The sequence below is a fragment of the Solimonas fluminis genome (genome assembly GCF_002930645.1).
GTDB classification, from domain to species: domain Bacteria; phylum Pseudomonadota; class Gammaproteobacteria; order Nevskiales; family Nevskiaceae; genus Solimonas_A; species Solimonas_A fluminis.
Genome location: NZ_PSNW01000003.1, coordinates 378938 through 403744, shown reverse-complemented (window position 1 = coordinate 403744; position 24807 = coordinate 378938). Strand labels below are relative to the sequence as shown.

At 69.2% G+C, this 24807-nt stretch carries 18 protein-coding genes; 10 read left to right on the top strand and 8 right to left on the bottom strand.

Annotated elements, in window-relative coordinates; genetic code table 11:
* Positions 1-61 precede the first annotated feature (61 nt).
* Together sucC and sucD are read left to right on the top strand one after the other, a co-directional pair.
* The gene (gene sucC, locus C3942_RS08210) at positions 62-1228 is read left to right on the top strand and encodes an ADP-forming succinate--CoA ligase subunit beta (RefSeq protein ID WP_104229888.1); all 1167 of its coding nucleotides are present in this window, start codon (positions 62-64) and stop codon (positions 1226-1228) included.
* A gap of 18 nt (positions 1229-1246) precedes the next feature.
* Positions 1247-2122, top strand: coding sequence for a succinate--CoA ligase subunit alpha (sucD, locus tag C3942_RS08205; protein WP_104229887.1), 876 nt, complete (start codon positions 1247-1249; stop codon positions 2120-2122).
* Positions 2123-2360: 238 nt separating this feature from the next.
* Here sucD and C3942_RS08200 read toward each other — a convergent pair whose 3' ends face one another.
* Positions 2361-3173: a DODA-type extradiol aromatic ring-opening family dioxygenase gene (locus C3942_RS08200; RefSeq protein WP_104229886.1), complete on the bottom strand. Its 813-nt coding sequence runs from the start codon at positions 3171-3173 to the stop codon at positions 2361-2363.
* Positions 3174-3229: 56 nt separating this feature from the next.
* Here C3942_RS08200 and C3942_RS08195 point away from each other — a divergent pair, with 56 nt between their 5' ends.
* Complete coding sequence (locus C3942_RS08195; RefSeq protein WP_104229885.1) at positions 3230-4846, top strand: NAD+ synthase; 1617 nt, start codon at positions 3230-3232, stop codon at positions 4844-4846.
* A gap of 15 nt (positions 4847-4861) precedes the next feature.
* Here C3942_RS08195 and C3942_RS08190 read toward each other — a convergent pair whose 3' ends face one another.
* Positions 4862-6007, bottom strand: a complete 1146-nt coding sequence (locus C3942_RS08190) for an outer membrane protein assembly factor BamD (RefSeq protein ID WP_104229884.1) — start codon at positions 6005-6007, stop codon at positions 4862-4864.
* 36 nt (positions 6008-6043) lie between these two features.
* On the opposite strand from C3942_RS08190, the gene rluD reads away from it, so the two are divergent.
* The 5 genes from rluD to C3942_RS08165 all read left to right on the top strand — a co-directional run bounded on the left by rluD (position 6044) and on the right by C3942_RS08165 (position 14482).
* Positions 6044-7021: a 23S rRNA pseudouridine(1911/1915/1917) synthase RluD gene (gene rluD, locus C3942_RS08185; protein WP_207766014.1), complete on the top strand. Its 978-nt coding sequence runs from the start codon at positions 6044-6046 to the stop codon at positions 7019-7021.
* On the top strand, positions 7018-7761 hold the full coding sequence (gene pgeF, locus C3942_RS08180) for a peptidoglycan editing factor PgeF (protein WP_104229883.1): 744 nt from the start codon (positions 7018-7020) through the stop codon (positions 7759-7761). The genes rluD and pgeF overlap by 4 nt, the downstream gene beginning before the upstream one ends.
* Before the next feature lie 218 nt (positions 7762-7979).
* Positions 7980-10271: a DUF1302 domain-containing protein gene (locus tag C3942_RS08175; RefSeq protein WP_104229882.1), complete on the top strand. Its 2292-nt coding sequence runs from the start codon at positions 7980-7982 to the stop codon at positions 10269-10271.
* A 267-nt stretch (positions 10272-10538) separates the two neighbouring features.
* Positions 10539-11615: a WD40/YVTN/BNR-like repeat-containing protein gene (locus tag C3942_RS08170; RefSeq protein WP_133164272.1), complete on the top strand. Its 1077-nt coding sequence runs from the start codon at positions 10539-10541 to the stop codon at positions 11613-11615.
* Positions 11616-11644: 29 nt separating this feature from the next.
* On the top strand, positions 11645-14482 hold the full coding sequence (locus C3942_RS08165; RefSeq protein WP_104229880.1) for an efflux RND transporter permease subunit: 2838 nt from the start codon (positions 11645-11647) through the stop codon (positions 14480-14482).
* Positions 14483-15270: 788 nt separating this feature from the next.
* Here C3942_RS08165 and C3942_RS08160 read toward each other — a convergent pair.
* The 5 genes from C3942_RS08160 to C3942_RS08140 form a co-directional block, all read right to left on the bottom strand.
* Positions 15271-17307: a TadG family pilus assembly protein gene (locus tag C3942_RS08160; protein WP_114409730.1), complete on the bottom strand. Its 2037-nt coding sequence runs from the start codon at positions 17305-17307 to the stop codon at positions 15271-15273.
* 15 nt (positions 17308-17322) lie between these two features.
* Positions 17323-17826 (bottom strand): TadE/TadG family type IV pilus assembly protein, encoded by a 504-nt coding sequence (locus C3942_RS08155; RefSeq protein ID WP_104229878.1) that lies wholly within the window; start codon positions 17824-17826, stop codon positions 17323-17325.
* Positions 17823-18356 (bottom strand): TadE/TadG family type IV pilus assembly protein, encoded by a 534-nt coding sequence (locus C3942_RS08150; RefSeq protein ID WP_207766013.1) that lies wholly within the window; start codon positions 18354-18356, stop codon positions 17823-17825. Before C3942_RS08150 ends, C3942_RS08155 begins: the two co-directional genes overlap by 4 nt.
* Before the next feature lie 222 nt (positions 18357-18578).
* Entirely contained in the window at positions 18579-19418 is an 840-nt protein-coding gene (locus C3942_RS08145; RefSeq protein ID WP_104229876.1) for a symmetrical bis(5'-nucleosyl)-tetraphosphatase, read from the bottom strand.
* Between the two features lies 1 nt (position 19419).
* Positions 19420-21189 (bottom strand): hypothetical protein, encoded by a 1770-nt coding sequence (locus C3942_RS08140; protein ID WP_165797380.1) that lies wholly within the window; start codon positions 21187-21189, stop codon positions 19420-19422.
* A gap of 102 nt (positions 21190-21291) precedes the next feature.
* On the opposite strand from C3942_RS08140, the gene C3942_RS22250 reads away from it, so the two are divergent.
* Positions 21292-21672: a GtrA family protein gene (locus tag C3942_RS22250; RefSeq protein ID WP_165797379.1), complete on the top strand. Its 381-nt coding sequence runs from the start codon at positions 21292-21294 to the stop codon at positions 21670-21672.
* A 2-nt stretch (positions 21673-21674) separates the two neighbouring features.
* On the top strand, positions 21675-22589 hold the full coding sequence (locus tag C3942_RS08130; RefSeq protein WP_104229873.1) for a glycosyltransferase family 2 protein: 915 nt from the start codon (positions 21675-21677) through the stop codon (positions 22587-22589).
* Positions 22590-22598: 9 nt separating this feature from the next.
* Here C3942_RS08130 and C3942_RS08125 read toward each other — a convergent pair whose 3' ends face one another.
* A complete protein-coding gene (locus tag C3942_RS08125; protein ID WP_104229872.1) occupies positions 22599-24785 on the bottom strand; it encodes a spermidine synthase in 2187 nt (728 codons plus the stop codon).
* Positions 24786-24807: the final 22 nt, after the last annotated feature.

Genomic DNA, 24807 nt, shown 5'->3' with positions numbered 1-24807 from the left:
TGCGCGAGAATGCGCGGCCCTTTGGTTTGACCGCCCACCTCCATCCTCTACGGGGATCTGCATGAATCTGCACGAGTATCAGTCCAAGGAAATTTTCGCGCGCTACGGGATTCCGGTCCCGCAGGGCCAGTTGGCAGCCAGCCCCGAGCAGGCCCGTGCAGCCGCCAAGCAACTGGGCGGCGAGAAGTTCGTCGTCAAGGCGCAGGTCCACGCCGGCGGCCGCGGCAAGGCCGGCGGCGTGAAGCTGGTCGAGGGCTTCGACGCCGTCGAGGAAGCCGCCAAGAAGATGCTGGGCCAGCGCCTGGTCACCAAGCAGACCGACGCGGCGGGCCTGCCGATCAACTCCGTCTGGGTCGAGAAGCCCTCGGGCATCGCCCGCGAGCTCTATGTCGCCGGCCTGGTGGATCGCTCCCGCGAGCGCATCGTGTTCATGGCTTCCGCTGCCGGTGGCATGGACATCGAGGAAGTTGCCGAGCACACGCCGGAGAAGATCAAGCGCATCTTCGTGCATCCGGCCGCCGGCCTGCAGCCCTACCAGGCGCGCGAGCTGGGCTTCTTCATGGACCTGACCAAGGAACAGGTCGACCAGTTCACCAAGATCATGCAGGGCCTCTACCGCATCGCCACCGAGTGCGACGCCAGCATGGTGGAAGTGAACCCGCTGATCGTCACCACCGAGGGCAACGTCATGGCCCTCGACGCCAAGCTGAACTTCGACACCAACGCCCTGTACCGCCAGAAGGAGATCGCCGGCATGCGCGATCCCTCGCAGGAGGACGAGGCCGAGCGCGAGGCCAGCAAGTTCGACCTGAACTACGTGACCCTGGGCGGCGACATCGGCTGCATGGTCAACGGTGCGGGCCTGGCCATGGCCACCATGGACATCGTCAAGCTGCACGGCGGCAAGCCGGCCAACTTCCTCGACGTCGGCGGCGGCACCACGGCCGAGAAGGTCACCGAGGCCTTCAAGCTGATCACCCGTTCGCCCGAGGTCAAGGCGATCTTCATCAACATCTTCGGCGGCATCGTCCGCTGCGATCTGATTGCCGAGGGCATCATCCAGGCCTGCAAGCAGACTGGTCTGAAAATTCCCGTGGTGGCGCGCCTGCAGGGCACCAACATGGAGAAGGGCCGCGACATGCTGAATGCCAGCGGCCTCAAGATCACCCCCGTGAGCGATCTCACCGAGGCGGCCAAGACCGTCGTCGCGCTCGCCAAGTCTGCCTAATCCGCCGGAAATCCCCTCATGAGCATCCTGATCAACAAAGCAACCAAGGTCATCTGCCAGGGCTTCACCGGCAAGCAGGGCACCTTCCACTCCGAACAGGCGATTGCCTACGGCACCAAGCTGGTGGGCGGCGTCACCCCGGGCCGCGGCGGCAGCCAGCACCTGAACCTGCCGGTGTTCGACACCTGCCATGACGCCGTCGCCGGCACCGGCGCCGACGCCACCATGATCTACGTGCCGGCGCCGTTCGCGGCCGACGCGATCCTGGAGGCCGCCGACGCCGGCATCAAGGTCATCATCTGCATCACCGAAGGCATCCCGGTGAACGACATGATCAAGGTCAAGGCCACGCTGCGCTCGCAGTACCCGGGCAGCGTGCTGATCGGCCCCAACTGCCCCGGCGTCATCACCCCGGGCGAGTGCAAGATCGGCATCATGCCGGGCCACATCCACAAGCCGGGCAAGATCGGCATCGTGTCGCGCTCCGGCACGCTGACCTACGAAACCGTGCACCAGACCACCCAGAACGGCCTGGGCCAGTCGACCTGCGTCGGCATCGGCGGCGACCCGGTGCGTGGCCTTGGCTTCATCGAGGTCATCGAGCTGTTCGAGAAGGACCCGGCGACCGAGGGCATCATCATGGTCGGCGAGATCGGCGGTTCCTCCGAAGAGGAAGCGGCCGAGTACATCAAGGGCCACGTGAAGAAGCCGGTGGTCGCCTACATCGCGGGCGTCACCGCGCCTCCGGGCAAGCGCATGGGCCACGCCGGCGCCATCATCTCCGGCGGCAAGGGTACGGCCGACGAGAAGTTCAAGGCGCTGGAAGCCGCGGGCGTGAAGACCGTGCGCTCCCCGGCCGACCTCGGCGCGGCGATGCTGTCGCTGCTGAAGTAAGGCTTGCCGTTGTGAAGAAGAAGGCCCGCGCAAGCGGGCCTTCTTCGTTGGTGATGCCATCCATGGCGAGGCTTCAGTTCGCCCATTGAACTCCAGGGCGGCCATCCATGGCCGCCCGTGACCTGCCGCAGGCGATGACATTTGGTCATCGCCAAAGCGCGGCCGATCACCCGCGCAAGCGGGCCTTTTTCGTTCCGCGCCGCCCTCTCCCCGTAAACGGGGAGAGGGCGTTGTCTGGCTAGCCGAACCGGTACCCCGAATGCGTCACCTCCCCCAGCAGGTGGTGATAGCACCGCGTCCCTGCGTCACCCGCCGCCGCCCCCGCCGCCACCATCAGCGGGATCAGGTGCTCCTCCCGCGGATGACAGGCGCGTGCATCCGGCGCGCCGGCCCAGCCGGCGAGCAGGCGTTCGCGTTCGGCCGGGTCCGGCGTCTCCGCCGCCGCCGTCAGCCAGTCGTCGAAGCGCTTCGACGAGCCCGCCACGTCCGGCACCGCGCCGCCGATCATGGCGCGCAGGTTGTGGTAGCTGAAGCCGCTGCCCAGGATCAGCACGCCCTCGTCGCGCAGCGGCGCCAGCGCGCGGCCGATGGCGAGGTGCTCGGCGGCATCCAGGCTGCCGCGCAGCGACAGCTGCACGGTGGGAATCTGCGCCTGCGGATACGCCAGCAGCAGCGGCACGAACACGCCGTGGTCGTAGCCTCGCTGCGGGTCGGCGGCGCTGGCGATGCCGGCTCCGGCCAGCAGCTCCTGGACCCGCTGGGCCAGGGCCGGGTCGCCGGGGGCGGGCCACTGGAGCCGATAGGTATGCGGCGGGAAGCCGCCGTAGTCGTAGATCAGCGGTGGGCGGATGCCGGAGGTGACGGTCGGCAGCGGGGTTTCCCAGTGCGCCGAAACCACCAGCAGGGCCCTGGGCGGCGCCGGCAGCAGGCCGGGCAGCGCACGCAGCCGGTCGCCCAGGTGGTTCCAGAAATCCGGCGGGTCCCAGTCCATGAAGAAGCAGGGGCCGCCACCGTGGGGCAGGAAGAGGGTGGGCTGGCGGGGTGTGTTCATTGCACCATGATAGGGCGAGACATGTTGCCCGGGCGGTTTTCCGTGATAATCGCCGCATGCCGCAACAACTGAAATTCGCGCTCGCCCAGCTGAACCTCTGGGTCGGCGATGTCGAGGGCAACGTCGAGAAGATCATCGCCGCGAGCGCGCGGGCGAGGGATGAGCTCGGTGCCGACCTGCTGGCCTGTCCGGAACTGTCGCTGCTGGGTTATCCGCCGGACGACCTGCTGCTGCGCTCGGCGATGCCGCGCGTGATCGAGGAAGGCGTCAACCGCCTGCTGGCGGAGGTGCGCGGCATCACCCTGGTGGTGGGCCTGCCGGAGTACGCCGACGGCCTGATCTACAACGCCGCCTACGTGATCCGCGACGGCGTCATCCAGCACCGCTACCGCAAGCAGCAGCTTCCCAACTACGGCGTGTTCGACGAGCGCCGCCATTTCCGCCCGGGCCACTCGCCCTGCGTGTTCGAGCTGGGCGGGCGCCGCATCGGCCTGACCATCTGCGAGGACATCTGGCTGACGCAGCCGGCGGCACAGGCGCGCGATGCCGGTGCCGAACTGCTGATCAACATCAATGCCTCGCCCTACCACGCCGGCAAGACCGGCGAGCGGCGCCGCGTGCTGGACACGCGGGTGGCCGAGACCGGCCTGCCGATCCTGTACGTGAACTGCGTCGGCGGCCAGGACGACGTGGTGTTCGACGGCGACTCCATGGTGCTGCGCGCCGACGGCTCGCTGGCCTTCGAGGCGCCGCTGTTCGAGGAAGGCGTCTACGGGGTCACCCTGGACGGCGGACGCTTCGAGCAGGCGCCGCGCCGTCCGGACCTGCCGCTGGAGCAGGTGGTCTACGAGGCGTTGGTGCAGTCGGTGCGCGACTACGTCAACCGCAATGGCTTCCCCGGCGCGCTGGTGGGCCTGTCCGGCGGCATCGATTCCGCGCTGGTGGCCGCGATCGCCGCCGATGCGCTGGGGCCGGAGCGGGTCTGGGGGGTGTCGATGCCCTCGCGCTACACCCTGGACATGTCCAACGACGATGCGCGCATCCAGGCCGAGGCCATGGGCATCCGCTATTCGGTGCTGCCGATCGAACCGGCCTTCAAGGCCTTCAACGAGACGCTGGCCCAGACCTTTGCCGGCAAGCCGGTGGACCTGACCGAGGAGAACCTGCAATCGCGCTCGCGCGGCATCCTGCTGATGGCGCTGTCCAACAAGTTCGGCAACGTCGTGCTGACCACGGGCAACAAGAGCGAGATGGCGGTGGGCTATGCCACGCTCTACGGCGACATGTGCGGCGGCTTCGCGCCGATCAAGGATGTCTACAAGACCCTGGTGTTCCGCCTGGCCCGCTGGCGCAACACCCGCTCGCCGGTCATCCCGGAGCGCGTCATCGTGCGTCCGCCCAGCGCCGAGCTGCGGCCGGACCAGAAGGATTCGGATTCATTGCCGCCCTACGAGGTCCTGGACCCGATCCTGGAAGCCTACGTGGAGCGGCAGCTGTCGATCCCCGAAATCGTCGGGCTGGGCTTCGAGGAGGCAACGGTCAAGCGCGTGGCCTCGCTGGTGCGGCGCTCGGAGTACAAGCGCCGCCAGGCGCCGCCGGGGCCCAAGGTGACGCGCTGCGCCTTCGGGCGCGAGCGGCGCTATCCGCTGACCGCCGTCTACGGCGACATCTGAGGCGCCGCGGCAAGCTCAGGGCTGTGCAGGGGGCGGCGGCGGCTGGGGGGCGGGCGAGGTCCCGGCCTGGGCATCGGCCGGAGCGCCGGCCTCGGCCGCCTTCTTCGCGCGGCGTGCGTCGGCCTCGGGGCCGATCACTTCTTCACCCTCGAGCTCCACGGTGAAGAAGCCCTTCTTCTGCGCGGGCGCCTGGGTCGCGGCGGCGGGCGCCGCGTCCGCGGGTGCCGACTTGGCCGGAGCCTCCGCCGCTGCCGCCGCATCGCTGTCGCCGCCGCGGTAGAGGGGCTTGCCGCCCAGTTCGATGCTCCATCCGTTGCCCTTCTTTTCCGGCTCCACCTCGGTCGTCGGCACGACCGTGGCGGGCTGGACCTTGACCGGCAGCGGAGCCACGGGCGCCGGGCGCTCGCGGTTGGCGGCCAGCAGGGCGGCGGCCTCGTCGGCCTGCGGCGTCAGGTCCAGGGCGCGGTAGCTCTGCTCCATGGTCTGCAGGGCCTCCATCGCGGCCGGGGCGCCGGGATACTGGGCGATGATCTGCTCGCTGCGCTTGGCGGCTGCGATGTAGGCGCCGCGCTTCATGTAGAAGCGCACGGCATGCATCTCGCTCTCGGCGATGCGGTTGCGCAGGAAGATCATGCGCTGGCGGGCATCGGCGGCGTAGGGGCTGCCGGGGTACTTCTGCACCAGCAGGCCGAAATCGTCGAAGGAGCGGCGCGAGTAGCCCATGTCCTTCTGGGTGGCGTCCAGGCCCAGCATGTCCGACAGGCCTTCCTCGCGGTCGAAGTTGGCCAGGCCCTTGATGTACTGCACGTAGGCGGCGCCGCCGTGGCGGGGGTGTTCGCGCAGGAAGCGCTCGGCACCGGCCAGGGCGGAGTCGTGGTCGTAGTTGCGGTACTGGGCGTAGATCTTCTCGAGCTGCGACTGGGTGGCGTACTCGGAGAAGGGGAAGCGCTGCATCAGGCGGTCGTAGCGCTCGATCGCGGTGCTGTAATCGCTGGTGTCCAGGGATTCGCGCGCAGCCTTGTACAATTGGCCGGCTTCCAGCCGCATCTCACGTGCGCTGCGCTGCTCGGGCTTGAAGGGGTTGGTGGGCGGCAGCCGGTTCGGGTCGGAGCTGCAGCCGGCGACCAGCAAGGCCGCCACGAGCGTGATTTTGAGCTTCATGGAAGAGTGAATCCTGTGATGTCCCGAGTATAGCCGATGACCGCATCCGATCTGGCCGATGAAGAAGACCTCCTGCTGACCGCCACGGTTCCCCAGGACCTGGCCGGCAGCCGCCTGGACGCGGCCTGTGCCCGCCTGTTCGACCCGTTCTCCCGCTCCCGCCTGCAGGGCTGGATCGAGGAGGGGCGGCTGCGGGTCAACGGCGAAACCGTGACCCGGGGGCGCCAGCCGGTGGTCGCCGGCGATGCCCTGGAACTGGACGCCGTGCCTCCCCAGGACACCACGGTGCAGCCCCAGGACATCCCCCTGGACATCGCCCATGCCGACAAGCACATCGCGGTGATCCGCAAGCCGGCCGGCCTGACCGTGCACCCGGGGGCCGGCCAGCGCGACGGCACGCTGCAGAATGCGCTGCTGCATCATTTCCCCCAGACCGCCGGGGTGCCGCGCGCCGGCATCGTCCACCGCCTGGACAAGGACACCTCCGGCCTGCTGGTGGTGGCCCTGGACCTGGCGGCCCATGCCAAGCTGGTGGCCGACATCGGCCGCCGCGACTTCCGCCGCGAGTACGACGCGGTGGTCCACGGCACCCTGATCGCCGGCGCCACCATCGACCTGCCGATCGGCCGCCACCCCCGCGAGCGGGTGAAGATGGCGGTGGTGGAGGGCCTGCGCGGCCGCGAGGCGGTGACCCATTACCGGGTGCAGGAGCGCTTCCCTGGCCACACCCACCTGCGCCTGAAGCTGGAAACCGGCCGCACGCACCAGATCCGCGTGCACCTGTCCCACCTGCGCCACCCCATCGTCGGCGACACGCTCTACGGCGGCGACGTGGTGCGCGGCTCCGGCATGAGCGAGCGCCTGCGCGAAACCCTCAAGGGGTTCCCGCGCCAGGCCCTGCATGCCCGCGAGCTGGAGCTGGAGCACCCCAAGACCGGCAAGCGCATCGGCTGGACCTGCGAGCCCCCGGCCGACATGCAGGGCCTGCTCGAGATGCTGCGGGTGGAGCAATGACGCTGCCGCCGGAAGCCTTCCTGCATGCGGACTGGCCGGCGCCGCCGGGGGTGCGGGCGCTGCAGACCACGCGCCTGGGCGGCAGCAGCCAGGGGCCCTATGGCGGCTTCAACCTGGCCTCCCATTGCGGCGACGACCCGGCGGCGGTGGCGCGCAACCGGGCGCTGCTGCGCGAGTCGCTGGCGCTGCCGGCGGAGCCGGCCTGGCTCAACCAGGTGCATGGCTGCGCCGTGGCCAGGGCTCCGGCCGCCGGCCTGCCCAGCGCCGATGCCGGCGTCGCCGAAGGGCGGGGGCAGGTCTGCGTGGTGCTGACGGCCGACTGCCTGCCGGTGCTGTTCTGCGCCGAGGATGGCAGCGCCGTGGCCGCGGCCCATGCCGGCTGGCGCGGCCTGGCGGGCGGCGTGCTGGAGGCGACCGTGGCGGCCTTGCAGCGGCCGCCGGGACGGCTGCTGGCCTGGATGGGCGCGGCGATCGGCCCGGCGTCCTTCGAGGTGGGGCCGGAGGTGCGCGAAGCCTTCGTCGCGCAGGATGCCGATGCGGCCGCCTGCTTCAGGCCCGGCCGGCCGGGCAAACTGCAGGCCGATCTCTACGCCCTGGCCCGTCTGCGCCTGCGCCGCGCCGGAGTCGAGCGCATCCATGGCGGCGGCCTCTGCACCGTGGAGGACGCACGGCGCTTCTTCTCCTTCCGCCGCGAGCCGGTCTGCGGACGCATGGCCAGCCTGATCTGGATCGGCTCTTAGGTCATTTTTCTGCCCCCCGCGGATTGCGCCGCCGGGGAGGGCACGGTTAAATAACCACAAAGAAACCAACGACCTCGCGCGCCCTGCTGCGGCGCGCGGCCGGCCTAGAAGGCGCTCGAGCGCCGGCGCCGGAAAGGGTCGCGGGTGCGACGCCACTTGAGACCAATGAAGTCCGGTCCGCAGTCCTGCGGGCCGTCGGTGCGACACGGGGAGACACCATGAAAGCGGTACACCAGCGCAAGCCGTTCCTGCTGCAGCCCATTGCCATTGCCGCCGGCCTGCTGGCCGCCCAGCCGGCCATGGCCTTCGAGTTCGACATCGGCGATACCGAGATCAAGATCGACAACCTGATCTCCATCGGCGGCGTCCTGCGCATGCAGGAGCGCGACAACAGCCTGGTCGGCCGCAGCAACCTGAACCCGGGCGTCTGCGTGCGCCGCACCTCGCCCGATCCCTACAACAGCGACTCGCGGACCTACGCCGGGGACACCTGTTCCGGCACTGTGGAGGACGCGCAGTTCGGCAACCGCAACAACTACTACCTGACGCAACCGGGCGCCTCCAGCCCCAACGGCGACAACGGCAACCTGAACTTCGACAAGGGCGACTGGGTCCACGCCACCGCCAAGCTGACGACGGACCTGAGCTTCAACCTCTACGACTTCAACGTCTTCGCCCGCAGCCTGTATTTCTACGACGCCAACTACTCGGACTACGACGTCGAGCATCCGGACACCACGGCCCAGCTCGCCAAGACGCCCTTCTCCGAGGCCGGCGAGGCCCGCATCGGCAACAAGTTCCAGTTCCTGGACTACTTCGTCAGCCGCACCTTCGAGATCGGCGAGCGCCAAGCCGCGATCAAGGTCGGCAACCAGGTGATCAACTGGGGCGAGAGCGGCTTCCTGGCTCTGAACAGCCTCAACAGCATCAACCCGCCCAACCAGGCCCTGCTGCGCCTGCCGGGCTTCGACGTGAAGGAGCTGTTCCAGCCCACCGGCATGGTGACGCTGAACCTGGAAGTGGTCGAGGGCATCAACCTGGAAACCTTCTACCAGTACGAGTGGAAGCCGATCCGCATCGATCCGGTCGGCAGCTTCTTCTCCAGCTCCGACATCCTCGGCGACGGCGGCACTTATGCCATGCTGTCCTTCGGCAAGGCGCCGGAAGACCCGGAACAGCTCTACGAGCCCTGGCGCAGTTCGGATGACCCTGCGGCGATCCTGGGCTCGACCTCCAGCCGCACGATCCTGCGCGACTTCGACGAAGAGCGCCGCCGCCGCCCGGACGACGGAGGCCAGTACGGCGCGGCTTTGCGCTTCTTCCTGGAGGACGTCAACAACGGCACCGAGGTCGGTCTGTACCACGCCAACTACCACAGCCGCGTGCCGAGCGTGTCGGCGCTGGCGGCGGACGCCACTTGCCTGGGTACGGGCGTGACGCCGGTGTCGGGTCTGCTGAACACCGTCACCAATCTGCTGACCGGACTACTTGGGCAGAACGTCCTGTCACAGTTCGCCGCCTTGCCCGGCAACGTGACCTCGCTGCTTGCCGATTGCGGCGTGCCCCTGCAGAACCTCGGCGGCAATACCGTCGCTGCCCCGCGTGACGGCCTGCCGCTGGACACGATGCGCCTGGTGGTGGAGTACCCCGAGGACATCCGTCTCTGGGGCATCTCCTTCAACACCACGCTGGGCGATGTGGCTTGGTCGGGCGAGTACGCCTTCCGAGAGAACCTGCCGCTGCAGATCCACACCACGGACCTGATCTTCGCGGCACTGCAGCCCGCCTTCCCGGAGGACGACTTCAGCCTCGAGCCCATCGCCACCCTGCCTGGCCGGCGCACGGCCGTGCCGGACTTCATCACGCAGTACCGCGGCATTACGGTGAACCCCGGAGACTACATCCGAGGCTACGAGCGCATGAAGGTCGGCCAGCTCGGCACCACCTTCCTGAAGACCATCGGCGGCGACAACTGGCTGAGGGCTTCGCAGGTCACCCTGCTGCTGGAACTGGGCATGACCCACGTGCTGGACATGCCCAAGCTGTCCGAGCTGCAGTTCCAGGGCGGCGGCGTGGATACCCACATCAGCGGCGGCGCCGACGGCAGCACGGGCATCAACCCGGTCGACATCCGCAGCGACCCCAGCGATCCCCGCTCCAGCACCACCGACCCGAACCTGCGCCAGAACCCCACTGCGCAGAAGAAGCAGAACTTCGGCACGGAGTACTCCTACGGCTACCGCCTCGTCACGCTGACCCGCTTCGACGACGCCTTCGCCAACGTCAACCTGGAGTTCCTGAACGCGCTGTTCCACGACGTGGAGGGCACCGCGCCGGGCCTGGGCCAGAACTTCGTCGAGGGCCGCATGCAGATCATCTCCGGCGTACGCTTCGACTACCTGGCGACCTGGAACGGCGAGGTCCGCTACACCTGGTTCACCGGTGGCGACGACCGCGACGCCCTGCGCGACCGCGACAACCTGATGCTCTCGCTGGGCTACCAGTTCTAAAAGGGCTCGCCGGCAGGCTCCGCCGCCCGCGGGGCCTGCCGGCCGTGGCCTCCTTCGAATGCCGCCGGGGCCTGTCCCCGTTTCCCGGGTCGCTGCAGCCGGGAAACGGGGACAGGCCCCGGTTTGCTGTCAAGCGGTTTTTGTTGCACTGCGGGCAGCCGGTTGGCCGCGAAAAAACTGGCCAAGCTGGCGACGACGTGAAAAACTTGCGCGGCCAAAACCCATAGCGCGCAGGTTTCCCCTGTGCGACACCATTCGAGGGGAAGCATGAAGCACGATAAGAAGAAGTTGCTGGGACTGCTGGCCGGTTCCACGCTCGCCGCGCTGGCCATCAGCGCGATTGCCCAGGACGAGGGCGCTGCACCGGCCGAGGCCGCCGCGGAGGCTCCTGCAGAGGACGCCGCCGATGCCGCATCCGCCGAGGCCGCGGAGGCGCCAGCCGCCGAGGAGGCCGCCGCACCCGCGGTGAAGCCGCGCCCCTCGGAGCTGATGCCGCTGGCCAGCCGCTCCATGCTGCTGGACGTCGCCAACACCGGCAAGCGCCTGGTGGCGGTCGGCGATCGCGGCCATGTCCTGGTGTCCGCCAACGGCAAGGACTGGTCGCAGGTGCAGGTGCCGGTGCGTTCGGCGCTCACGGCCGTGACCTTCGCCGATGCCGACAACGGCTGGGCGGTGGGCCATGACGCCGTGATCCTGCACACCAAGGACGGCGGCAAGACCTGGGCCCTGCAGAACTTCCAGCCGCAGCTGGAGAAGCCGCTGCTGGACGTGATCTTCCTCGACACCAGCCGCGGCTTCGCGGTGGGTGCCTACGGCCTGTTCTACGAAACCTCCGACGGCGGCCAGAACTGGACCGAGGTGCAGTCCCCGATCCGTGCGGACGAGCTGCATTTCAACTCCATCTCCCGCCTCAACAACGGCGACCTGCTGATCGCCGGCGAACAGGGCACGCTGGCCCTGTCGAACGACGGCGGCGCCACCTGGAACAAGCTGGTCGCGCCCTACGAGAGCTCCCTGTTCGGCGCGGTGGCGGTCGGCGAGAAGGGCGCGGCCCTGTTCGGCCTGCGCGGCAACGTCTACGTGTCCTCCGACCCGGCGTCCGGCAACTGGACCAAGGTCGACACCGGCACGGTGGCGTCCATGTTCGGCGGCACCTCGCTGCCCGGCGGCGGCGTGGCCATGGTGGGCCTCAACGGAGCCGTGCTGCTGATCGACGGCAATGGCGGCAACGTGCGCAGCCTGCGCACCGATGCCGGCACCCCGCTGTCCGGCGTCATCGTGGCCACCGACGCCAGCCTGCTCGCCGTGGGTGAGTCGGGCGTGCAGCGCGTGAAGCTCCAGTAAGCGTCGCGTCCCGAACAGGAATTCTCAAAATGACCGAAGAAAACCACAAGCTGACGACGACGCAGAAGATCCTGGCGGCCATCGAGCCGCTGATCTATGCCAAGCGCAAGCTGACCATGGGCATCCTGCTGGTGCTGACCGTCTGGTTCGCCTGGCAGGCCGGCCACATCCGCCGCGACGCCGGATTCGACAAGTCGATCCCGCTCGACCACAAGTACATGCAGGTGCTCAAGCAGTACATGGCCGAGTTCGGCGGCGCCAACACCGTGCTGGTGGCGCTGATCCAGAAGGACGGCAAGGGCGACATGTACAACGAGGCCTTCCTGACCTCGCTGAAGACCGCGACCGACGAAGTGTTCTTCCTGCCCGGCATCGACCGCTCGCGCGTGTCCTCGCTGTTCACGCCGGACGTGCGCTACATCGAGGTGGTGGAGGGCGGCTTCGCCGGCGGCAACGTGATCCCCGCCGAGTACGCGCCCAATCCGGAGATGTTCGCGCTGGTGCGCGCCAACGTCGGCAAGGGCGGCCATGTCGGCCGCTACACCACCAAGAGCCAGAACGGCGCGATGATCTACTCCGAGCTGCTCGAAGTGGATCCGGTGACCGGCGAGAAGCTGGACTACGCGGTGGTCTCCAAGATGCTGGAGGACAAGATCCGCGGCCGCTTCACCAACCCCAAGAAGTACGTCTACAAGCTCAAGGAAGCCCAGGACGGCCTGGCGGCCGGCACCGTGGTGGGCGAGGGCTTCGTCGACCTGGGCTGGAAGCTGCGCATGGAGACCTTCGAGGTCAGCGGCCCGGCCAAGGACGACGGCTCGTCGCCCGACAAGTTCAAGGTCAAGGGCAGCGCGGTGGTCGCCGAACTGGTCGACAACCCGCAGTACAACCCGGACATCAACGTCCACGTCATCGGCTTCGCCAAGGTCGTAGGCGACGTGATCGACGCCACCATGCAGGTGGTGCTGTTCCTGATCCTGACGCTGTTCATGACCTTCCTGCTGCTGTGGCTCTACACCGGCTCGATGAAGCTGGCGATCCTGCCGCTGGTCTGCGCCATCACCGCCGTGATCTGGGAATTCGGCCTGCTGCAGATGGCCGGCAAGGGCCTGGATCCCTTCGCGATCCTGGTGCCGTTCCTGATCATCGCCATCTCGGTGTCGCACGGCGTGCAGTACGTCAACGCCTGGGTCGGCGAAATCACGCTGTTCAAGCGCAACAGCTTCGACGCCTCGCTCGAGACCTGGCGCCGCCTGGCGGTGTACGGAACCATGGCGATCATGACCGGCTTCGTCGGTTTCGCCCTGATCTACACCATCCCCATCGACATCATCCGCGAGATGGCGATCAACGCCTCGCTCGGCATGTTCGCGATCCTGATCACCAACAAGGTGATGATGCCGATCTGGCTGACCTGGATCGACATCGGCGACCCCGAGGCCTTCCGCCTGAAGCAGGAGCAGCGCGACAGCGTGCTGGATCCGGTCTGGGAGTTCATTTCCAACATCGTGCGCCCGACCCCGGCGGTCATCGCCATCCTGGCCGCGGCCGCGCTGTACGGCTGGAGCTTCTGGAAGGGCGAGGGCCTGCAGGTGGGCGACAGCCAGGACGGCGTGCCCGAGCTGCTGCCCGATTCGCGCTACAACAACGACACCAACGCCATCGGCCGCAATTTCGCGATCGGCACCGACATCATGAAGGTGATCGCCGAGATGGACGCGGAAGCCTGCGTGCGCCACGACATGATGGACCAGGTGGACCGCTTCGGCTGGCGCATGGAGAACACCGAGGGCGTGCAGTCGATCCTGTCGCTGCCCTGGGCCGCGCGCCAGGTCAACGCGGCCTTCTCCGAGGCCACGCCGAAGTTCAAGGTGCTGCCGCGCAACCAGTACACCATGGTGCAGGCGATCACGCCGATCCCGACCTCCTCGGGCCTGCTGAACTCCAACTGCTCGGCGCTGGCGGTGTTCGTGTTCACCCAGAACCACCGCGCTGCGACGCTGGAGCGCATCGTCCACGAGGTGAACGCGTTCAATACCGAGAACGCCGCCGAGTTCTACGAGGTCAACAAGGACGTCAATGCCCAGTACTGCGCAGAGAAGCTCGAGAAGCGCCGCGAGGCGGGCCGGACCCGCATCGCCCGCGAGAAGTACATCGAGGCGATGCGCAAGAAGGACAAGACGCTGACCGACGAGAAGATCGACGCCAATCCGAAGGTGGTCGAGCTGACCAAGGCCGCCGACGAGGCTTCCGAGGCGCACAAGGCGATGGACAAGGCCTGCCCGGTGAACTTCGCGCTGGCTTCCGGCAACGTCGGCGTCATGGCGGCGACCAACGAGGAAGTCCACGCCCGCGAGAAGCCGATCCTGTACACGGTCTACGCCGGCATCATCATCTGCGTGTTCCTGTCCTTCTTCGAGTGGCAGAGCCTGGTGGCGATCATGCTGCCGCTGTCGCTGGTGTCCTGGATGGCCTACGCGGTGATGACGATCCTGGGCATCGGCATGAAGGTGGCGATCCTGCCGGCGGTGGCCCTGGCGGCCGGCGTCGGCGTGGACTACGGCATCTACGTCTACGCGACCTTCGCCGACGCATTGGCCGCGGGCTTCAAGACAAGGGCGGCCTATCTCAAGACCCTGAAGCTGACAGGCAAGGCGGTGATCTTCACCGGCCTGACGCTGAGCCTGGGCGTGCTGACCTGGCTCTGGTCGGGCCTGCAGTTCCAGCGCGACATGGGCAAGCTGCTGGTGTTCATGTTCATGGCGAACATGTTCGGCGCGATCCTGCTGCTGCCGGCCATCGCCTCGTTCATCCTCAAGCCGAAGGAACTGGCGCCGGGCGAAGAGCCGGTGTTCAAGCCGAGGCACTGAGGTAGCGCTTGAATGGCAAAGCCCCCGCTAGTCGGGGGCTTTTCTTTGTGCAGCACCCCATGCATGGGTGATCTCGCGCGGCTGCTCCCTCTCCCCGCTTGCGGGGAGAGGCTTGGCGAGGGCATGGATGCCTGAGGTAGGGCAACGCATGGAGCAGTTGCCGGGGTGAGGGGCGCCGCTTTGCTGTAGAAGCCAAGCGGTGGTGCCGGCGACGACGCCGGTCAGAAGCGGTGGTTCCTTGAAGCTTGGTTTCGCCCAAGGGCGAGTTGCTTTTCCTTGTTTGCGCATCAACAGCAGGCGCTCCAGGCGAAGAAAAGTAACCAAAGGAAAGCGCCCCCGGAGTTCGCGCGGCCCCGCTTGGGCGGGGCAACCTGCGTGGGTGGCGACGGCGACGGGCCGGGTCCGTTACCTGCTTCGTCCGAGCCTGTACAAGCCGGGCCGGCTTCCCGCTGCCCGCCCCTCGCGACGCCAGGATCTCCACTGCGCGGGGCCCCCACGCTGCGAGTGACGATATTCCTGGCCCGAGGTCCCTCGGCCGGACATCCTGTCCGGCTCGACCCTGCATCCGGCTCCCGCGCAGCACTCGGACATTGGGACCCCCGCGTCAACCGCATTCGCCCACGCCCATCAGGGGTCCGCAAGGGCGATTCCGAAGGTCCTTCGGCCCGTTGCTGCCAGGCCAGAGAAAAGCACAACCCCTCTCCGCTTGCGGGGGAGGGGCAGGAGAAGAGGGGACGCGAGAGGCGGACCTGGGCGTTCGCCCTGGGCCGGTCGAAGGACGAACGCCCTCAGTCGACCAGCGTCGCGCCGCCGCCGCTGCAGCTGAGGTTGGCGCCCACTTCCACCTTGTTGAGGTCCACGCCCAGCTGTTCCAGCAGCAGGTTCACCAGCGGGTCCAGCAGCGGACCCAGGACGGCGTTGATCGCCGTGGTGAGGGTGGAGACCAGGGTGTTGACCACGCTGCCGACCAGGAACACCACGTTGCCCAGGCCACTGCCGCCGATGCCGCCGCCGGAGGGCTGGTAGAACTGCAGCTGCAGGCCCAGCAGGGTGTTGCGCAGGCTGTTGACGATGTTGGAGGAGGTGACGCTCTTGTAGGCCGGATCCTCGCCGACCTTCGGCAGGCCACCGGCCGGCGGCTGGGTGTAGACCTGGGTGGTGTTGGTGCTGGCGATGGGCAGGTCGGCCTTCAGGCCGATGCCGCCGCCGACGAAGGCGTTGCGCTTGGACTTGCTCTTGTCGCTGTCCCAGCCGCCGTCGGCGCGCAGCCAGGTGGTGGAGCACAGGCCCAGCAGGCAGATCTGGCGCACGCGGCGGGTGCCGATGTCGAGCACCGGTACCGGGTCCACGGTGGGCGGGGCGCTGGAGGCGAAGACCTTGGTGGCGGCGTCGGCGGCCGTGGTGCCCATGTTGCCGACGCGCAGTTCGGCCGCGGCGGTGTAGGTGGGCACGGTCAGCGACTTGTCCGGCTCGTTGGCGCAGGAATAGTCGCTGACGTAGGCGCGGCCGCCGCCGGCGTCGATGTTCACGTCCAGGCGCGGCGTCGGCAGCACCAGGATGTCGATCACATCGCGCTCGGTGGGGATCGGCAGCAGCCAGCCCAGCACGCCGAGCAGGTTCAGCGACAGCAGGTCGTTCACCACGTTGGCCACGCTGCCGACCACGGTGTCGTTCAGCAGCGGCGTGATGAGGCCCGTCAGGTTGGGCAGGTCCACCGAGATCAGCGTGCGTACCTGCGCGGTGCGGACGTAGATGCGGTCCTCGCCGAGCGGATCGAGGCGGGCGCGTTCGGGGTTGCCGATGGCGGAGAGCTGCGGCGACTCGATCACGCGCACGCGCACGTTGGCGCCGACCACGCCGGGGATGTTGATGGGCAGGTTGGCGCAGGCCACGCAGTTCTTGTTGGCCAGCTGCACGCTGCCCTGGATCAGCTGGAACAGGTTCAGGTTCGTATCCAGGCCGGACTCGGGCGTGCCGGTCTGGATGTTGAGCAGGTCGCCCAGGCGGATCAGCGGCGACATGCCCGGCAGGTTGGCGCCGAGCAGGTTCTGCAGGCCCAGCAGGGAGGCATCGATGTTGGCGGTGCCGCCGCTGCCGCCGCCCTGCTGCAGCGCCGTGGCGGCGACGCCCAGCAGGGTGCCGAGCGAGACTTCGGTGTCGAGCACGCTGTCGTAGTCGCCCACGTCCAGGCCGAGATTCAGCGCCAGGGCGTCGAGGTAGTTGAGCAGGTTGAGGTCGGTGTGCACCAGGCCGTCCCAGGCACCGGCGCTGAGGTTCAGGCTGCCGCCGAGCAGGCCGCCGACCACGGCGTTGAGCAGCGTGCCCTGGCCGGGGTTGACGGTGGCCAGCGTGCTGCGGATGCGCAGCTGCGCCAGCGGCTGGTTGGCGATGGCGATCGCCCGCGCGGTCAGCGTATGGCTCTTGATGAACGGCAGGAAGCGCGGCGGGATGCCGGAGATGGTGGCGCGCACGGCGTTCAGGTCTTCCGTGTCGGCGTCCGGGTCGAAGGCGACGTCGCGGCGGCCGTCCCAATGGCCGCATTCCAGCACCGGGGTGTTGTGGTTGCGGCCGCCCAGGTTCTGGTTGGCGTTGGCGATGCCCGTGGTGCGCGCGGTGGCGCAGCTCAGGTGCAGGCTGCGGGCACCGGCCATGGCGGCGAGGTCCGCGGCCTTCTGGTACTCGCGCTTGTAGAAGTACAGGAAGCCCATGTCGGCGATCGACAGCAGGATCACCGCCAGGCTCAGGCCCAGCGCCGCGAAGATGACGATGGAGCCCTGCTGCCGGCGGGCGGAGAGCGAGGGGGCGGTGATGGATGGGCGTGGCACGATGGACCTCTCGCGTTAGATCTGGGCCGTGGCGCAGCTCACCAGCTTCTTGGGCATCCAGCCGTCGATATCGCCGATGGCCGGGATCGTGATCGAGGGCAGGATGCGCGTGCCGGCCGCGTTGTCGTAGGGGAAGTCCACGGTGATGCTGACCGCACCGGTGCTGCCGGCACCGTTGCAGGCGGTATTGCGCACCACGGTGACACGCGAGGGCTTGACCTGCGTGTTGAGCCAGTCGCGGCGCGTGGTGAAGCTGGTGTTCTGCGCGCGCGGGGCAATGGACGAGGTGGCCAGGGAGTTGATCACCTCGGCCTTGATCATGTCGTTGGTGATGCCGGGCTGGATGGCGGCGCGTGCGCCGTCCTCCGCCGCGCGCGACACCGCCAGCTGCGTGTAGAACGCGGCGCCGAAGGTGATCAGGCCGTAGAGGATCAGCAGGAACACGGGCAGGACCAGGGCGAACTCCATCGCCGAGGCGCCCCGCTGTGCCTTGGGGAAAGGCCGGCGCATCGTCTTCATAGGTCCAGCGCCCGGCCGTCGAGCAGGATGCGGCCCTGCGCGGTGAGGTAGTTGGGGATCATCAGGCCGAAGCCGGGCAATGCCGGCAGCGCCGGCCCGTTGGCATGGGCGGCGTAGGGGTAGCTCATGGTCACCACCACCTGGCAGCCTGGCAGGATGTCGCAATCCGTGACGCTGGAGCCGGTCGGGCACTGCGCGGCATTGTCGGTGGCGGCGTCGGCCTTGCAGATCCGGGCCTGGATCTGCAGCAGCCCCGGCTTCCAGGTATTGATCCAGCTGCTGTGCGAGGCGGCCACGGTCTCGGCCTGGCGGCGCCGCAGCTCGAGCTGCGAGGGCGCCGGGCTTTCGGTGTTGCCGGCCGGCAGGCGCTGGTGCCGCAGGGCCGCGCGCGCGCCCTCCTCGGCGGAATGCTGGAGATTGAGGCGCATCATGAAGATCAGGCCGTAGGTCAGCATGCCGTAGAACAGCAGGAAGAACACCGGGAACACGAGCGCGTACTCGACCGCCGTTGCTCCGCGTTGTCTGTGCATGAGGGACATAGTGCTCATCCGTACCGTGCGTAGGTGTCACGCCTGCGGTTCCCGGGCCGCCCAATGAGCATGCCCGGCCCCGGACCGCTTTGCACCGCGTGTCCTTCCAGCGGATGGGATTGGCTGATGGAAGGAATCGGGAGGCGTTCGGCCGCAGAGTAGAGAAAGCAGGGGCAAAGCGGTAGCCCGCCGGCGCGCGGGAACGGGGCTTGCATCCGGCGGCTATGCGTCCACGCCCGGCCGCATCGCGCCGGGGCAGGCGCAGCCGGTCAGCTCGCCGGTCTGCAGGTTCAGCGCCGTCAGGCGGCCGCCCCAGACGCAGCCGGTATCCAGCCCCATCGCCTTGCCGTTGCTCCAGCCGACCCGGCCCAGCGTCGACCAGTGGCCGAAGACGATGGTGTCCTGCGCCGTGCGCCGCCCTTCGGCTTCGAACCAGGGCCGCAGGTGCGCCGGCTGGGTCCCGGGCGCGCCCTTGTAGCGGGTGTCGATCCGCCCTTCGGCGTCGCAATAGCGGATGCGCGTGAAGCAGTTCACGATGAAGCGCAGGCGCTTCCAGCCCTTGAGGCTGCCGCGCCACAGGTCGGGATCGTCGCCGTACATGTGGGCGTAGAACTCGCCGGCATCGGGGCCGGAGATCCGGTCGGCGGCCTCGCGTGCCAGCGCCAGCAGCTTGCTGCGGGTCCACTGCGGGGCGACGCCGGCGTGCACGGCCAGGACGCCGGTTTCCGGATCCTCGTAGGCCAGCGGGCAGCGGCTGAGCCAGCCCAGCAAGTCCTCGCGGTCCGGGGCATCGAGCACGTCCTGGAAGCTGTCCTTGCGTCCGGCCTTGTCGCCGCGGGCGGCTACCGCCAGCAGGTGCAGGTCGTGGTTGCCCAGCACGTTGACGGCGCGGTCGCCCAGCCCGCGCACGAAGCGCAGCACCTCCGCCGACTGCGGGCCGCGGTTGACCAGGTCGCCGAGGAAGATCAGGCGGTCCGCCGCCGGGTCGAAGCGCAGCCGTTCCAGCAGCTGCCGCAGCGGTTCATGGCAGCCCTGCACGTCGCCGATGGCATAGGTCGTCATGTCAGGGGGCCGCCGTTGCGGGCCCGGGCATGCCGACGCGGTACAGGCGCCATTCCGTCTCGGTGCCGGGGGGCCAGGGTTGGGCCTGCAGCCAGGCCGGCACGTCGCCGTCGGCGACGCGTTCCATCAGCGTGCGCCGGCCGGCGCGGCCGCGCAGTTCGTTCTGGTAGTGGGTGCAGCCCAGCACGTAGCCGACCCCGCGCCGCGCGAAGATTTCCGGCGGGCTGTCGGTGCCGGTGTAGAGCCAGGCACGGTAGTTGTCGAGCAGGCCTTCCACGTTGTGATGATAAGGCCCGGTGATGATGCGGTGATGCGTCCGGTAGAGCAGTTCCGAGCCGCTGAAGACGGGCGCCAGGAAGGTCGCCGGCGGAATCTGCTGGAGCACCGGCGCGACGCTGGCCAGGCTGCAGTGCTTTTCCTGCGGCGGTGGTGGCCATAGCGAGGCCAGCGTCACGGTGGCAGCCAGCTGCAGCGCCGGGAACACGGTCAGCAGGAAGACGCCGGCCTGGCGGCGCCGGGACAGGCTTTCGTCGGTGTCGCCGAAGCCGCGCAGCCCGCCGAGCCCGATGCCGAAGGCCAGTGCTCCGGCCACGCCTGCGGCCGCGCCCATGCGCAGGTGCCAGACGCCCAGCAGTCCGTAGGCCAGCGACATGAAGGCCAGCGCTGCCAGCCAGAGGCTGCGCTCGCGCCAGGCGCGGTGGCCGGCGGCCAGGGCTCCGGCCAGCGGCAATGCGAAGTAGGCCATCCACTGGTGCGGCCGGTGCGCGGACTGCAGTTCCACGATCTGGTTCCACCACAGCGCCTTCAGTTCCTCCGGGATCAGGCCGGACGGCCCGGCGCGCACGCCCGGGACGGCCAGCGTCCAGGCCAGCATCGCGGCCGCCGAGGCGGCGGCCACGAGCACGAAGCTGCGGCCCGGCGACAGGCCGCGCCGCGTGCAGGCTTCGGCCAGCAGCGGCATCGCGGCCAGCAGCCCCGCCAGCAGCAGCCAGGCCAGGCTCATGCGGTCCAGGGTCCAGGCCGGGAAGGTCGGCGGCGGCGGGTCGAGCCACCAGGCCAGCAGGGTGACGCCGAACAGGCCCGGCGCGATCAGCCACAGCGCCGGTGCGAGGCCCTGCAGGCGGGCGGCGATGCGCAGGTAGACCAGCCCGACGACGAAGGGCATCGCCTCCGGGGAGATCCACCAGCCCAGCGCCAGCAGGCCGCCGCCGAGCAGGTCGAGTCCCGGGCGTGCCGCCGGCGTGCCGCGCAGCAGGCAGGCCGCCGCCGCGGCCAGCGGCACCAGCATGAAGACGTGGTGGGTGATCTGCAGCAGGTTGCCGTAGGCATGCAGCGGAATGCAGGCGGCCAGCGCCAGGCCGCTGATCATGGCGGTGCGCCGCGTGCCCACCGAGGACACCGCCAGGGCGGTGAAGAAGGCCACCGCCAGCATGCCCAGCAGGCTCAGCGCGCCGCCGGCGAAGCGCAGTGCCGGCTCCTCGGCCAGGCCGGCGGCGCGCAGCGGCCGGTGCAGCTGCCACAGCGTCCAGGTGTAGGGTTCGGTCCAGTGGACCCAGCTGCCCAGGGGGGCGTTGTCGCGCGCCACGAAGCGGTGCCCGTGTTCCGGCGTGCGGTCCAGCAGCACCACGAGGTTGTAGTAGCTGTCGGGATTCGACAGGTCCGCCTGGGCCAGGCGATCGAGGTTGGTGGGCGCCGACCGTGCCAGGGCAACGGCCATCATCAGCGTGGCGACCAGCAGGGCCAGGGCTCGGCCCGGTGCGGAGGAGGTCATGGAATGTGGAGTCTTCCGGCGGGGCATGCCGTATGTCTGGCTGGGTATTCCGTCACGCCGCGACGGGCGATACTGTGCGCTGCGTCTCCGACCGGTCCGTCCATGGCATTCCTGAGATTCTCCCTGGTGGGCGGTGCCGGATTCGTCGTCGACGCCGCGGTATTCTTCCTGCTGGTGCAAGGCGCCGGCAAGGCCTGGTGGCTGGCGCGGCTGCTGGCCTTCCTCGCCGCGGTCGGCGTGACCTGGGCGGGCAACCGCTGGTTCACCTTCGGTTCCGGGGGGCGGCCCCTGGGCGAAGGCCTGCGCTATCTCGGCGTGCAGAGCCTGGGTTGCGCGGTGAACTATGCCGTGTTCCTGGGCTGCGTGACGGCGGCGGGAGCGGAGCGGGGCCTGCTATGGCCCTACCTGGCCGGCACGGCGGCGGCGCTGCTGTCCAATTACCGGCTGTCGAGGCATTACGTCTTCCGGAAACCCAGCGCGTGAACATGACATCCGAACCCCGCATCGCCGTGCTCGTGCCCTGCCGCAACGAAGCGGAGACCATTGCCCGCGTCGTCGCCGACTTTCGCGCGGCGCTGCCCCGCGCCACGGTCTATGTCTACGACAACAACTCCACCGACGACACCGTGGCCCGCGCGCAGGCCGCCGGCGCGGTGGTGCGTGCGGAACGGCGCCAGGGCAAGGGGCAGGTCGTGCGGCGCATGCTGGCCGACGTGGACGCGGACTGCTACGTGCTGGTCGACGGCGACGCCACCTACGACGCGGCTTGCGCGCCGCGCATGATCGAGACGCTGCTGGCGCAGCACCTGGACCTGGTGAACGGCCGGCGCGTGGCGCAGGGCGCGGAGGCCTACCGGCGCGGGCACCGCTTCGGCAACCGGCTGTTCACCTCGCTGATCGGCCATCTGTTCGGCCACCAGCTCGACGACGTGCTGTCCGGCTACAAGGTGTTCTCGCGCCGCTTCGCCAAGTCCTTTCCCGCCTTCGCCAGCGGTTTCGAGATCGAGGTGGAACTGGCGGTGCATGCGCTCTCCCTGCGGGTGCCGATGACGGAGATCGAGGGGCCCTACGTGGAGCGTCCGGAGGGATCCGCCAGCAAGCTGCGCGCGCTGCCCGACGGCTGGAAGATCCTCTGGACCATCTCGCGCCTGGTGCGCAGCGAGCGGCCGCTGCTGTTCTTCAGCATCGTCGCCGGGCTGCTGGCGGCACTGTCCCTGGGCCTGTCGCTGCCGCTGTTCCTGGAGTACGCCCGCACCGGCCTGGTGCCGAGGATGCCCACCGCCGTGCTCTGCACCGGCATCATGCTGTCGGCGCTGATGGCCTTCACCTGCGGCGTGATCCTGCACGCGGTGACGCGCGGCCAGCGCGAGATCAAGCGCCTGCTGTACCTGCAGCAGTAGGCGGCCCGCTCAGCGCCAGCGGATCACGCCCAGGATGTTGGAGTAGCTGTCGGTCCACAGGGGCGTGCCCGGCGCGGGCGCCAGGGGCTGCCAGGCCGCGTCCGCCTGCAGGAAGGCCAGGTTGGCCCGGCGGCGCGACAGCAGGACCGCATCGGTGGCCATGGCCTCGCCCTGCCGGCGCAGGGCTTCGTCGGGCCTGAAGTGCTGCTGCAGGCCGGACAGCCCGGCATCGCCGGCCAGCCGGGCCAGCACCGGCATCAGGTCCAGGTGGCGGTTGCTGACGTGGAAGGCGAGCAGTCCCCGCGGCGACAGCTTGCGCAGGTACAGCGCCAGCGCCTCGCGGCTCATCAGGTGCAGCGGGATGCTGTCGGAGCTGTAGGCATCCAGCACCAGCAGGTCGTAGCCGCCGTCGGGCACCTGCTCCAGCGTCAGGCGCGCATCGCCGATCCGGATCGCGGCCTGCTGCCCGCATTCCTCCAGGAAGCGGAAGTGGCGGCGGTCCCGCGCCAGCCGCTCCACCAGCGGGTCGATCTCGTGGAAGGTCCAGGACTGGCCGGGTGCGGCGTAGCAGGCGAGGCTGCCCACGCCCAGCCCGACCACGCCGATGTGCCGGAAGCCGCGCACCGTGTCCGAGCGCAGCAGCTGGCCGAAGGGCCCCTGCTCCGCGTAGTAGCTCATCGGCTGGCGGGCCTGCCCCGGCTCCTGGCCGGCGACACCGTGCGCGGTGGTGCCGTGCAGCAGGGCCACCTTGCGGCCCTGGTCGACCGGGATCACCTTGTAGATGCCGAAGAAGCTGCGCTCGGTCTCCAGGGCTCCCTGGGCCTGGCGCACCGCGGCGAACGCCAGGCAGGCCGAGATGCCCAGCGCGAAGCGCAGCGGACGGCTGCTGAAGGACAGCAGCAGCGCCGCCAGCGCGGCGAAGGCCAGCACCGCGATCACGATGCCGCCGCGCCCGCCCTGCGCCAGCAGGCTGCGCAGGGCATCGCTGCCCGTGGCCAGCAGCACCAGCACGCCCAGCAGCAGCGCCGGCAGCAGGCCGTCCAGGGCCAGCGCCCGCCGGCCGCCGGCCGCCGGCGTCCCGGCCAGCAGGCAGCTGGCGGCCAGCATCAGCGGGTATTCGTAGACACCGGAGAAGACCGCCGGGGCCAGCAGCGCATTGAAGATGCCGCCCAGCACTCCGCCCAGCGACATGAACAGATAGAACTCGGTCAGGTGCGCGGCATGGGGCCGCCGCGCGGCCAGCTCGCCGTGGCTGACCATGGCGATCGCGAAGAAACCTGCCAGGTGCAGCGCCAGCAGCCAGACCGAGGCGATGTGCAGCAGCGACAGCAGCGCGATCAGGATCAGCAGGTGGGGCAGCGCCCGCCGCATCCACTCGTGCCGCAGCAGCGGCCGCCGCGCGAACACGAAGATGAAGGTCGTCAGGTAGAGCGCCAGCGGGATCACCCACAGCAGCGGGGTCGAGGCCAGGTCGGTGGTGATGAAGGTGGTGACGCCCAGCAGCAGGCTCGACGGCAGGAAGGACAGCGCCAGCCAGAGCAGGCGCTGGCGGTTGGAGACGGCGGCGGCCGACGTGTCGTCGGCGGGTTGACCGGAGACCTCGGCGCGCTGCCGGCGCGCCGCCGCGAAGCAGCCCGCCAGCGCCAGGGCCAGCAGCACGAAGCCGGCCGACCAAGCCAGGCTCTGCTGCCCGAGATCCCACAGCGGCTCGACCAGCAGGGGATAGCCGAGCAGCGCCAGCAGGCTGCCGGCGTTGCTGGCGGCGTAGAGGAAGTAGGGATTGCGGGCGTCCGGATGGCGGGTGCGCGAGAACCAGTGCTGCACCAGCGGCGCGGTCGCCGACAGGACGAAGAACGGCAGCCCGATGCCGACGGCGAGCAGGCCCAGCAGCCAGCCGACCGGCGAGCCGCCGGCGGGCGGGGTGGCCTGGCCCAGTGCCGGCGGCAGGAACAGGAAGGCCAGCAGCAGCAGCGCGGCATGCAGCGCGGCCTGCGTCGTCCAGGCGAGCCGCCGCGCGAGCAGGTGGGCATAGGCATAGCCCGCCAGCAGCCCGGCCTGGAAGAAGCACATGCAGGCGTTCCAGACCCCGGGCGATCCGCCCAGCAGCGGCAGCACCATCTTCGAGATCATCGGCTGCACCGCGAACAGCAGCGCGGAGCTGAGGAACAGCGTGCAGGCGTAGAGCAGGGTCGGCATCGGAACTCCGGAGACGGGACCC